Consider the following 11,444-nt stretch of genomic DNA (forward strand, 5'->3'; position numbering starts at 1 on the left):
AGATGGGCTGGGACTATTGACAGGAGTTTTCGAATAGAGTATTATGATATATAAATAATAATGATTTTAGTTTTGAGAACATGAAAAGTAGGAACAATTATGCATGAACATACAATGCTGACACTCAATGAGGTTACAGACATTCTGCGGCAGAATAAGAAAAAAGTGACGCCGCAGCGCCTGGCCGTCTATGCTGCTCTGGCGGCAACGCATGAGCATCCTACAGCAGAGACTCTGTACAAGGAACTGCGTCCGAACTACCCGACGATGAGTCTTGCTACCGTCTATAAGTCGCTCGATGCGTTCTGTGAAATCGGTATTGTGCGCGAGCTGAACGTGGGCGAAGAGGCATTCCGTTATGATGCGGATATCTCCGTGCATCCGCATGTTCGGTGTATTTCCTGCGACAAGGTTGCTGATGTTCCGATTGCTGCGCTTCCGGCACTCGACAAGAATGTTTCGTCTGTGACAGGCTACCGCATTGTATCGCAGCAGATGTATTTCTTCGGTTACTGTCCGGAATGTCAGAAGAATAAAACGGCGCAGCGCTGATCTAAAGCTTTAGAGCCCTTTTCGGGCCGACGCGCTTATAGAAAAAACCCTTGAACAAACTCTGTTTATGAGCGCTGTTCAAGGGTTTTTCGCGTGTATCTGGCAGTCGTTTATCTTGGGTACCTATCCGCGATTGCGTCGCGCAAGAATACGGATCACCTTGGCGCCCGTACTTTTGATCTTGCGTATAGGGGCAACGCGGGTTGTGGTTTTCGGACGAATCTCCGACGGTGCGCGAAAGTCGCCTCGCCGCAGATGTGTGCTCTTGATTTTTTCCGGTTGGAATATATTGCGCATGACATGCGCGATGGGATCGAGTGCTGCATCCTCACAGCAGAGATAGATGTCGAGCGATACATGACGCAGATCCGGATGAACGTGAAGTGCGAGATGACCGTCCGGCAGCAGTGCCATCAAGGAGATATGACCGTTTTCCTGTACATCTGTGATCGTCTGCAGAGGAACGAGATCAAGTGCCGCAAGTGTTTCGGAGACTTTGACACGAAGGGCTTCTTCATTGCTGAACGATTCGCCTTTGCAGTTAAAAAAATCCACCGTCAGCAGTCTCGATTGAATGTTCATCGGTCTCTTTCTCCTCCATTACGGTACGTTTACATGATCTCATTATAGAGGAAAGCCCGTCGTCCGTCAAGGAATATGGTCGAATCGTCCTAATTGGGACAAGTGCGGCAAATACAACATTTTTCCCAATAAAATCTCATGGAAAAAAAAAGTTGCTTATGATATACTGATTCTGCATGTCTGTGTACATGGAATTATTGATATGAATATAGGTCGCGTGAATGGAAGGAGACTCCACTTACAATGTTTGGTCTTTTTGGTGGACACGATATGGGGATTGACCTCGGTACAGCCAATACGTTGGTGCATGTTAAGGGCCGGGGGATTGTGCTGCGCGAGCCCTCCGTCGTGGCGATAAGAAACGACTCGGGCGATGTGCTTGCCGTGGGCGAAGAGGCAAAGCAGATGATCGGGCGTACGCCCGGAAATATCGTTGCGATACGTCCGATGAAAGACGGCGTTATTGCAGATTTTGACGTCACGCAGGCGATGCTGAAATACTTTATTCGCAAGGCGATGCGGTCGAAGTCGTTTGTTCGTCCGCGTGTTGTGGTCGGCGTTCCGTCCGGCGTAACAGAGGTCGAAAAGCGGGCGGTCATTGATGCCGCACAGCAGGCGGGCGCACGCGAGGCGTATCTGATCGAGGAGCCGATGGCAGCGGCGATCGGTGCCGGTCTTCCGGTCGAGGAAGCAACGGGCAGCATGGTCGTCGATATCGGCGGCGGCACGACAGAGATTGCGATCATCTCGCTCGGCGGCATTGTGACGAGTTGTTCTATACGCATCGGCGGCGACGAGATGGATTCGGCGATCGTCCAATACATCAAGCGCATGTATAATCTCATGATCGGTGAGCGAACAGCAGAGGAGATCAAGATCGCGATCGGTACGGCGATCGTAACGCCGGATACGGATCGTACGATGGATATCCGCGGACGCGATCTCGTAAGCGGACTGCCAAAGACGCTCACAATCCATGCAAAGGAGATCCGCGAAGCACTGAACGAGCCGATCTATAAGATCATTGACGCCGTGAAAGGGACCCTCGAGAAGACACCGCCGGAGCTTGCTTCGGACGTCATGGATCACGGCATTATGATGACCGGCGGAGGGGCGCTTCTCATGAATCTGGACAAGCTCCTCTCCCATGAGACGGGAATGCCGGTGCTCGTGTCCGAGGATGCGCTCTCCTGTGTCGGTGAGGGGACGGGGCGTACGCTTGAGAATATTGGACTGCTGAAGAGTGTTGTTATGTCTTCAAAGAAATTGAGATAATGATTGATCGCATCGGACGGGCACGACAGGCGGGACATAAGATCTGGGCACTGCTCTTCGTTCTGCTCACGCTTTTCTGCATCATTTTCTTTGCTGCGCGCGGCAGGTTTCAGGCATCTGCGTCGACGAGTACGGCAGGGACGGTTTTGGCGCCGTTTGAAATGGTGTTTTCGTATGTTGGTCAGCAGATCCAGCATATTACGTCCAATCTTTGGGAGATTGCGACGGTGCACGAGCAGAATCAGCTGCTCAAAAATGAAATTGAGCAGCTGCGGCAGCAGAATACGATGGCAGAAGAGTACGCAGCGGAAAACATGCGGCTGCGTGAGATTCTTGCATACAAACAATCGGCGCATCAGTTCGATCTCCTTGCTGCACGCGTGATCGGGCGTGATTCTGCACTCTGGACTAGTATGATCGTCGTCGATCGCGGCAGCAGCGACGGAGTGCGTGAAAATATGCCCGTCCTGACGGGCAAGGGGCTTGTGGGACATGTGACGGAAGTCGGCCCGATCTCATCGAAGGTCCAGCTCATTCTCGATGTCCGTTCCTCGGTGGGGACGCTCATTCAGCGTCCGGAGTCTCGTGTGACGGGAATCGTTACGGGAACGATGGACAATCCGTATATGCCGCAGATGGTTAATATCCCACGCAATGCGGATGTAGAGGACGGTGACGTCATTGTTACATCCGGCTTCGGCGGAATCTATCCCAAAGGGATTGTCGTGGGGCGTGTCTCCTCACAGCACGGCGATGACAGCGGATTGCTCAAAGTAGCCGTGGTCGAGACTGCTGTGGACTTCCAGCGTCTCGAGGATGTAGCGATCATTACGGCATCACGCGAAGCGCCGCCGGATCCTGTACAGGCACAACAACTCAGCCCTGGCGCGGCTGCAGCGGCACAGATCTCTGCTGCGCAGACAAAGGCGGCGGCACAGTGAAAAAATATCGGTTTTTCATATTGTTTTTTCTCACGCTCTTTATTCTGCAGTTCTCTTTTTTGCCGCTCATTGCGGTACATGGGGTGATTCCGGATCTCCTTGTTTTGGCGACAGTTTCTTATGCTTTTCTGCGCGGCAGTGTGTGGGGAAGCTTCGTCGGATTCTCGTTGGGGATCATGCAGGATCTTAGTGCGGGCTCGTTCTTCGGACTGAATGCGTTCACGCTGACACTGATCGGACTCGTCTTCGGACGTTTTTCTGACCGTGTGTTCAAGGAGCAGTTCTTCCTGCCAATCACGGCATCCGTCGCGGCGACCCTTGCCAAATATCTGATGTCGGCGCTGATTGTATATTTGCTCGGCTATCACTTCAACCCGCTGCTGCACATGGGGCGCGTACTCTTTATTCTGCTCATATTTCAGCTGATTTTTGCTTATCCGGTTCACTGGGCGACATTCCATCTGGATAAGCGTGTACATGATCCGGAGCGATAGTGTCAAAAAACATTTTCTCGGAGAGTAATTGTGAACGAAAATGAAGATTTCAGCGGACGGCTGCAATTCCTGAACGTGGTGATTGTGCTGATCATCGCCGTGCTCATTGGCCGGGCGGGATATCTCCAGGTGTATGACGGCGAGCTCTATGCGCGTCTCGCCGAGGGCAATCGCATTCGAATCATTCCGGCAGAAGCGGCGCGCGGGACATTTTACGATCGGAACGGGGAACCCCTTGTGACGAATCGCCCCGGCTTCACTGTTTCCCTCCTTCCTCTGACGGAGCCGATTTCTCCCGAAGTTATTGCACGCGTGTCAAAACTCATTAACGTTCCCATCGAGGAGATTCAAGAAAAGATCGACGCGCATGTCGGATTTGATCCGATTCGAATAAAAAATGATGTGCTGCCGGATATTGTCACAATTATTGAGGAACAAAAGGATGATTATCCCGGCGTTGTCATCGAAGTTCTCCCGATTCGCGACTACATCTATGGGGAGTATGCGGCGCATGTATTTGGCTATGTGAGCGAAATCAACGAGGAGGAGCTCGAACGCCGCAAAGACGAGGGGTACAAGTCCGGCTATATCATCGGAAAGTTCGGCTTGGAGCGCATCTACGACAAAGAGGTGCGCGGGATCAACGGAGGCGATCAAGTAGAGGTGGATGTATCGGGGCGTCCTGTCCAGATCCTCGGGCGTCAGTCTCCTATCCCGGGCAACGATCTCATTCTGACGATTGATAAGCATATCCAGGAGACCGCAGAGCGCGCGGTGGATGAGCAACTCGCTCTTGTGCATGCATATGCAGCCGCAGCAGTAGTTATGAACCCGCAGACCGGTGAGGTGCTCGCCATGGTCAGCCGTCCGGCGTTCAACCCGAATCTCTTTGCGGGGGGAATCTCAACACAAAACTGGAATGTGCTGAACAATAATCCCTATCACCCGATGGACAATAAGGCGATCACGGGCGAATATCCGCCCGGTTCGACATTCAAAATCGTAACGGGGACAGCGGCGCTCGCCGAGCACAAGGTGACGCCGCAGGAAAAGATTTTCGACGCTGGTCACCACTGGATCATTCCGAAGACGAATGCAAGCGGAGAAGCACTCGGATGGATTAATTTTCAAGAGGCGATGGCACATTCGGATAATGTCTATTTCTATGAAATGGGCAATCGTCTCGGGGTTGACACGCTCGAACGCTATGCGCGGATGTTTGGCCTTGGCGCGCGGACAGGAATTGATCTGCCTTATGAGGCGGAGGGGCTTGTACCGAACCGAAAGTATAAGGCGGATAATTACGAGGACGGCGAATGGTATCTCTCAGAGACCTTTGACGCGGCGATCGGGCAGGGGTTCAATCTTGTGACACCTCTGCAGGCCGCAATGGTTGTAGGTGAAATCGCGGCAAACGGCAAGCGATACCAGCCGCATCTCGTTCAACGAATTGTGGACGTAAACGGGAATACGGTGCGTGATTTCCAGCCGGTGCTCCTCTCTGAGCTGGAGGTGAGCCAGAATGTGATCCAGAGCGTGCAGGAGGGACTGCACGATGTGACAAAAATCGGTACGGCGGCAGGCGTTTTCGCCGGCTTTCCGATTGATATTGCAGGAAAGACAGGTACGGCAGAGAATTCACATGGGCGCGATCACGGATGGTTCGTGGCGTATGGACCGTATATGAATCCGAATGTCGTAGTGGCAGTCATTGTGGAGCAGGGCGGCTTTGGTTCGATGTCCGCAGTGCCGATCGGGCGCAGGATCATGGAGGCGGCATTTCGCCTCGACCGTGTGCAGCCGGCTGTAGGGAACAAGTGAGGGAAGGAAATGAGTGAGGAAAAAATCAAGATCAAAGGAGAGAATGACGGGCTGATGCTCGAATTTCCCCCGGATCTGTCTTTTTTAGAGATTGCAGAAGAGCTTTCCAGAAAGCTTGATTCCGGTTCGGGATTCTTTCTGCGCGGAACCCTTGTGCGTGTACCGCGAAATCGTTTCTCAAAAGAGGAACTTGCAGAGCTGCAGGAACTCTTTCGCACGCATGGATTGATTTGTCGCCTGGAAAAACCTGTTCCAATGCGCAGCGCCTCACCTGTTCCGCCTTCGCCGAAGCCCGCTGTTGCCTCCGTGTCCCCGCAGGAAGCAATGCAGGATGCGCCTGAGCTGCAGCGCATGCTTGTCATCGACAAGACGCTGCGCGGCGGTCAGGCTGTTGAAACGGAGGGCTCTGTCATCGTCTTCGGCAATGTCAATCCGGGGGCACAGATTACGGCAGGCGGCAGCGTCGATATTCGCGGCACCTGCCGAGGCCTCGTTCACGCTGGAGCCGCCGGGGATTCAACAGCGTTTATCATTGCGGATCATCTGATGCCGACGCAGATTCGCATCGCGAATTATGTTGCGCGATCGCCGGATGAACCGGAGGACTTCGGTAAGGCGGAACGTGCCTATGTGAAGGATGGTCAGATTGTCATTGAGCCAATAGAGAGGTAGGTTCGAAATATGAGTGAAATCTATGTGGTGACATCCGGAAAAGGAGGCGTTGGCAAGACGACGACGACAGCGAATATCGGTGTCGGTTTTGCCATGCGCGGCAAGAGCGTCGTCCTCATCGATACTGATACGGGACTGCGAAATCTCGATCTCCTGCTCGGTCTTGAGAATCGGATTATGTACGATCTGGTCGATGTAACATCGGGACGCGTGCCGTATAAAAAGGCGCTTGTCCGCCATAAGAAATATGACTCCCTTTATCTCCTTCCTACTTCGCAGGTCAAGGACAAGAGCGCCGTCAATCCAGAGGAGCTTGCAGCTCTGTGCGAGGAGCTGCGCCATTCCTATGATGTTATCATCATCGATTGTCCTGCAGGAATCGAGCAAGGGTTCAAGACGGCGATCGCCGCTGCTGATACGGCGATCGTGGTAACGATGCCGGAGATCTCTGCTGTGCGTGACGCCGATAAGATCATCGGCGAGTTGGGGCGTGCGGATAAAAATGATATTCGGCTCGTCGTGAACCGCATTCGTCCAAAGATGATTGAAAAGGGCGATATGCTGGACATGGACGATATCGATGAAATCCTTTCGGTTGGCTGTATTGGTCAGATTCCGGACGATGAAATGGTTGTGACGAGTACGAACCGCGGCGAGCCCTGCGTGACGATGAAGGATTCTCCGGCGGGACAGGCTTATCTCGACGTAGTCGGGCGGCTCTGCGGAGAGGAAATTCCGTTCCGTGAGTTTACAAAGGATAGTCTCTGGGAGACAATCAAAGGAAAATTCTTTGGGAAAAAGTAAGGAGGGGTTGGCGTGATTGAGGCACTGAAAAGGCTTCTTGGCAAGAAAGAAAATTCCGGCGATGTTGCGCGCCGCCGACTCCAGCTCGTCATTATCAATGATCGAGCAAATGTCTCTCCGGAGATCATGGACAATATGCGCGCAGAGATCATTCAAGTGATTTCAAAGTATATGTACATTGATACGCAGGAAATGGAGTTTGCACTCGAGAACGAAAACGATACGATGGCGCTTGTCGTCAATATTCCTGTTGTCAGCGTTCAGCACGGCGGCAGCGATGTATCCAGGCATCAGCGATGATACTCTCTAAGCGGCTTCTGCGGCGCACAGATTTGACGCTGATTGTGGCAGCGGTCGCAATTGTTATTATGAGCCTTGTCATTATCGGCAGCGCGACTCATGTCAATACGCCGAGCGAGGAGCGTTACTGGTTCGTCCAGCGGCAGGGCATTTCGATCGTTATCGATATTGCGCTGGCTGCGTTTCTGATGAATTTTGACTATAAGATATTGCAGCGATACGGCAACCATTTCTACGTGTTCAACCTTATCCTGCTCATATTGGTTATGCTCGTCGGGCAAACGGCGCTCGGCGCGCAGCGCTGGATCGCACTCGGACCGATCAGCATACAGCCGTCTGAGTTCTCGAAACTTATCATGATCATTGCGCTCGCTGCTATGCTTGAAAAGCGCGGCGGGAAGATCAATACGATTACAGATCTTGCCCCTGTTGCCGCCTATGTCGGTGTACCGTTTCTGCTCGTTCTGAAACAGCCGGATCTTGGCACGTCTCTTGTGTTTCTTGCGATTTTCTTTGGCATGGTGTTTGTTGCAGGAGTTCGTCTGCGCCTGCTCCTCGGGATATTCGGCGCAGGACTTGCTGCGATGCCGGTGCTCTGGCATTTTTTGAAGGACTATCAGAAAATGCGCATCATGGTGTTCATGGATCCGAATGTCGATCCGCTCGGTGCCGGCTATCATATCATCCAGTCGAAGATTGCGATCGGCTCAGGGATGCTCTTCGGCAAGGGACTGTTCGGCGGGACGCAGAGCCAGCTGAATTTCCTGCCGGAGAACCACACGGACTTCATCTTTTCTGTTGTGGGAGAGGAGCTTGGCTTCGTCGGATGTGCGATTCTGCTCCTCCTCTACCTCGTTGTTTTGTGGCGCGGGATACGTATCGCGCAGGATGCGAGCGATATGTTCGGACGTTTGCTCGCAGTCGGAATCACCTCGATGATCGCGTTTCACGTCCTCATCAATGTCGGGATGACCATGGGGATTATGCCAGTTACAGGTATCCCGCTGCCGCTGATGAGCTACGGCGTGAGCTCGCTCACAACGAACATCATGGCGATCGCCATTCTGCTGAATATTCAGCTGCGGCGTCAAAAACTTTTATTCTAGATGTGTATTTGGTGAGGCTGTCTGCCTTCGCGCGACAGCCTTTTTCTTTTATTATGCGGGGGAGAATACGGAACAATGGTGCAGCTCGATCACAGTATCCTGCAGTCGGTACTGAAACCTGCGCGCTATACGGGCGGCGAGTGGAATGCCGTACGCAAGGACTGGGCGTCCGCAGAGTGCAAATTTGCGCTGGCACTGCCCGATGTCTATGAGGTCGGCATGAGCAATCTCGGGCTTGCAATTCTCTACGAGATTCTGAACCGCCGCCCCAATATTGCCGCGGAGCGGGTCTATGCTCCGTGGATCGATATGGAGAAGCAGATGCGTGCGAAGGGGATTCCTCTCTTTTCGCTTGAGTCGCGCCATCCTGTCGCTGATTTTGATTTCCTCGGATTCTCCCTGCAGTATGAGATGATCTATTCAAATGTTCTCAATATGCTCGATCTCGCGGGGATTCCGCTCTATGCGTGTGACCGTGGGGAAGATATGCCGTTCATCGTCGGCGGCGGCCCCTGTGTTTATAATGTTGAGCCGATTGCGGACTTTTTTGATTTCTTTCTGATCGGAGAGGGAGAGGAGGCTGTCCCCGAGTTCTGTGACGCGCTCATTGCGTGGAAAAAGGAGGGCAGTCCGGGCGGACGGCAGGGATTTCTAACGCGTCTGCTTGAGATCGACGGCATTTACGTACCGTCATTTTATGAACCGGTTTACGATGCGGCGGGAAATTTTTCTGAGATGCGGCCTCTGCATCCTGCAGCCCGCCCCATCATCTATAAGCGCGTTGTGCGCGATATGGACAAAGTGCTCTCAGTGGAGCACCCGATTGTGCCCTATATGGACATCGTACACAATCGCATGATGCTCGAGCTCTTTCGGGGCTGCTCACGCGGCTGTCGCTTTTGTCAGGCGGGGATTGCCTACCGTCCTGCGCGTGAGCGCACAGAGGAGCGCCTGCGGCAGATGGCGAACGGGCTTGCAGAGAGCACAGGCTATGATGAGATGAGCCTGACCTCGCTTTCCTCGGCGGATTATTCCTGCCTCGGACGGCTCGTGGATGATTTGATGGAGGATTATGCGGAGGAGAAACTCAGCTTTTCTCTGCCTTCACTGCGCATTGACAGTTTTTCAATTGATCTTGCGCACAAGATGCAGGCGGTGCGTAAGTCCGGGCTCACCTTTGCGCCGGAGGCTGGCACGCAGCGCATGCGCGATGTCATCAACAAGGGAGTGACGGAGGAAAATCTGCTGGAAGCGTGCGGCGCAGCGTTTCGTCATGGATGGAAGCAGGTCAAGCTCTACTTTATGATGGGCCTGCCGACGGAGACAGATGAGGACATTATCGGAATCGCGCAGCTTGCGAAGAAGGTCGTTGATCTCTACACGGAGATTCGCGGCAAGCGCGGCTGCAAGGTGACCGTCTCGGTCTCCTGTTTTGTGCCGAAACCGTATACTCCCTTTCAGTGGTTCGGACAGCTGCCGATTGAGGAATTTCAGCGGCGCCAGCAGTTGCTCAAAGAGCACATTACGGACCGCTCGATCACATTCCACTATCACGATGCGCGTCTCTCCGTGATTGAGGGCGTCTTTGCGCGCGGCGACCGGCGTCTTGCACCTGCGCTCTATGAGGCATGGAGGAACGGGGCGAAATTTGACGGCTGGTCGGATCTCTTTGACGACAGCCGATATTTCTCTGCATTCAAGACATGCGGCGTTGATTGGGAATATTTCAGTCGCCGCACGCGCACGATCGGAGAGCCGCTGCCGTGGGCACATACCTCGCCCGGCGTGCTCGAGCGTTTTTTGAAAGCAGAGTGGCAGAAAGCACTCACCGCCTCTCTTACGGTGGACTGCCGGCGTACGCACTGCACGGGATGCGGCATATGTCCGACGCTTGGCGTGGATATCATCGACTATGAAAAGAGTGAACGGGAGCGCGTCTTAGACACAGGCACAGCAGCAGAAAAAAATTCTGCTCTTTTGCCCCATGAAATCGGGCCGAAAAATCTTCCGGTGCACCGCTCTCTGACGGTTTATCGCGGTATGATTACCAAGGGTGAGGAGCTGCGGTACGTATCGCATCTCGACTATGCGAATCTTTTTGTGCGCGCGTGCAAGCGTGCCGGTCTTCCCATGGCCTACTCAGAGGGATTCAATCCGCATATGAAGGTTGCATTCGCCTCAGCTCTCTCGCTTGGAGCCGCAAGTGATGCCGAATATGTGGATTTCGAGATGACAGAGCCTCTTCCAACGAGCGAGGTGATGGCGCGCCTGCGGGAGCATCTGCCGCACGGTGCACAGATCGTCCGTCTGCGCATCATGGAGGGGAAGCACAGGGCACTCATGGCGGATGTGGACGAGGCCCGCTATCGGATTGTTGTTCCCTATATGGGTGCGGCGGAGCCTGTACGCGAGAGTGTACTTCGGTATAATGCTGCTGAGAGTGCCGTATGGCATCGGGTGACACCGAAGAAGAGCCGAGCGATCGAGACGAAGGACTATAGTAAAACACCCGTCTCCTTTCAGATGGAAAACGGGCGTCTGATTTTTTGGATGAATATTATTGTAACTCCTGCAGGAAGTGTGAAGCCCATCGAGATCCTCAGCGTAATGGCACGGGACTTCGCGCTTCCCATTGATCCCCGTGAGGCATATGTGACGCGTACAGGACTGTTTGCAGACGGAAAAGCTCTAATTGACCGATGAAGTGCTTCTCTTTGGCCGGAAAATCAGCGGCTGCATTTTTGCATCCTCGGCAGTTCTCTGTTCGATGAATCCTTGTGCCTCCATTGTATCCAGTACGATCGCTTGGCGCTTCTTTGCCGCGATGAAATCGTCGAACGGGGAGAGGGCGGAGGGGGCGTTAAGAACGCCTGCGAGCATCGATGCTTCCGGAAGAT

General features: G+C 53.4%; 11 protein-coding genes and 1 pseudogene. 10 read left to right on the forward strand and 2 right to left on the reverse strand.

The window, feature by feature from the left end; all coding sequences use genetic code 11:
* The first annotated feature begins 99 nt into the window (after positions 1-99).
* Positions 100-552 carry a transcriptional regulator PerR gene (gene perR, locus HMPREF7545_RS02065; RefSeq protein ID WP_040571134.1) on the forward strand — a complete coding sequence of 151 codons (453 nt, stop codon included), beginning with the start codon at positions 100-102 and terminating at the stop codon, positions 550-552.
* A 123-nt stretch (positions 553-675) separates the two neighbouring features.
* Here perR and HMPREF7545_RS02070 read toward each other — a convergent pair whose 3' ends face one another.
* Positions 676-1,134 carry an S-adenosylmethionine decarboxylase family protein gene (locus HMPREF7545_RS02070; RefSeq protein WP_040571135.1) on the reverse strand — a complete coding sequence of 153 codons (459 nt, stop codon included), beginning with the start codon at positions 1,132-1,134 and terminating at the stop codon, positions 676-678.
* Between the two features lie 243 nt (positions 1,135-1,377).
* Between HMPREF7545_RS02070 and HMPREF7545_RS02075 the strand changes: the two genes are divergently transcribed.
* From HMPREF7545_RS02075 to HMPREF7545_RS02115, 9 genes are all read left to right on the forward strand, one after another.
* Complete coding sequence (locus tag HMPREF7545_RS02075; RefSeq protein ID WP_006694013.1) at positions 1,378-2,409, forward strand: rod shape-determining protein; 1,032 nt, start codon at positions 1,378-1,380, stop codon at positions 2,407-2,409.
* Complete coding sequence (gene mreC, locus HMPREF7545_RS02080) at positions 2,409-3,350, forward strand: rod shape-determining protein MreC (RefSeq protein ID WP_006694014.1); 942 nt, start codon at positions 2,409-2,411, stop codon at positions 3,348-3,350. The genes HMPREF7545_RS02075 and mreC overlap by 1 nt, the downstream gene beginning before the upstream one ends.
* Positions 3,347-3,844 carry a rod shape-determining protein MreD gene (gene mreD / locus HMPREF7545_RS02085; protein WP_006694015.1) on the forward strand — a complete coding sequence of 166 codons (498 nt, stop codon included), beginning with the start codon at positions 3,347-3,349 and terminating at the stop codon, positions 3,842-3,844. The genes mreC and mreD overlap by 4 nt, the downstream gene beginning before the upstream one ends.
* 30 nt (positions 3,845-3,874) lie before the next feature.
* Positions 3,875-5,665 (forward strand): penicillin-binding protein 2, encoded by a 1,791-nt coding sequence (mrdA, locus tag HMPREF7545_RS02090; protein WP_006694016.1) that lies wholly within the window; start codon positions 3,875-3,877, stop codon positions 5,663-5,665.
* A 9-nt stretch (positions 5,666-5,674) separates the two neighbouring features.
* Positions 5,675-6,337 carry a septum site-determining protein MinC gene (minC, locus tag HMPREF7545_RS02095; protein WP_006694017.1) on the forward strand — a complete coding sequence of 221 codons (663 nt, stop codon included), beginning with the start codon at positions 5,675-5,677 and terminating at the stop codon, positions 6,335-6,337.
* Positions 6,338-6,346: 9 nt separating this feature from the next.
* Positions 6,347-7,141, forward strand: coding sequence for a septum site-determining protein MinD (minD, locus tag HMPREF7545_RS02100; RefSeq protein WP_006694018.1), 795 nt, complete (start codon positions 6,347-6,349; stop codon positions 7,139-7,141).
* 12 nt (positions 7,142-7,153) lie between these two features.
* On the forward strand, positions 7,154-7,441 hold the full coding sequence (gene minE, locus HMPREF7545_RS02105; RefSeq protein WP_006694019.1) for a cell division topological specificity factor MinE: 288 nt from the start codon (positions 7,154-7,156) through the stop codon (positions 7,439-7,441).
* Positions 7,438-8,547, forward strand: a complete 1,110-nt coding sequence (gene rodA, locus HMPREF7545_RS02110; protein WP_006694020.1) for a rod shape-determining protein RodA — start codon at positions 7,438-7,440, stop codon at positions 8,545-8,547. The genes minE and rodA overlap by 4 nt, the downstream gene beginning before the upstream one ends.
* A gap of 75 nt (positions 8,548-8,622) precedes the next feature.
* Entirely contained in the window at positions 8,623-11,250 is a 2,628-nt protein-coding gene (locus HMPREF7545_RS02115; RefSeq protein WP_006694021.1) for a TIGR03960 family B12-binding radical SAM protein, read from the forward strand.
* On the opposite strand, the pseudogene HMPREF7545_RS10345 reads toward HMPREF7545_RS02115, so the two are convergent.
* Positions 11,236-11,444 (reverse strand): annotated as a pseudogene (locus HMPREF7545_RS10345) (transglycosylase domain-containing protein); the annotation flags it as partial. The gene HMPREF7545_RS02115 and the pseudogene HMPREF7545_RS10345 sit on opposite strands and share 15 nt — an antisense overlap.

The organism is Centipeda noxia ATCC 43541 (assembly GCF_000160555.1).
Classification (GTDB): Bacteria; Bacillota; Negativicutes; order Selenomonadales; family Selenomonadaceae; genus Centipeda; species Centipeda noxia.

Excerpts from the sequence above, each read along its gene's own strand:
- perR (WP_040571134.1), top strand. The coding sequence starts at position 100 with ATGCATGAACATACAATGCTGACACTCAATGAGGTTACAGACATTCTG.
- HMPREF7545_RS02070 (WP_040571135.1), bottom strand. The coding sequence starts at position 1,134 with ATGAACATTCAATCGAGACTGCTGACGGTGGATTTTTTTAACTGCAAA.
- HMPREF7545_RS02075 (WP_006694013.1), top strand. The coding sequence starts at position 1,378 with ATGTTTGGTCTTTTTGGTGGACACGATATGGGGATTGACCTCGGTACA.
- mreC (WP_006694014.1), top strand. The coding sequence starts at position 2,409 with ATGATTGATCGCATCGGACGGGCACGACAGGCGGGACATAAGATCTGG.
- minC (WP_006694017.1), top strand. The coding sequence starts at position 5,675 with ATGAGTGAGGAAAAAATCAAGATCAAAGGAGAGAATGACGGGCTGATG.
- minD (WP_006694018.1), top strand. The coding sequence starts at position 6,347 with ATGAGTGAAATCTATGTGGTGACATCCGGAAAAGGAGGCGTTGGCAAG.
- rodA (WP_006694020.1), top strand. The coding sequence starts at position 7,438 with ATGATACTCTCTAAGCGGCTTCTGCGGCGCACAGATTTGACGCTGATT.
- HMPREF7545_RS02115 (WP_006694021.1), top strand. The coding sequence starts at position 8,623 with ATGGTGCAGCTCGATCACAGTATCCTGCAGTCGGTACTGAAACCTGCG.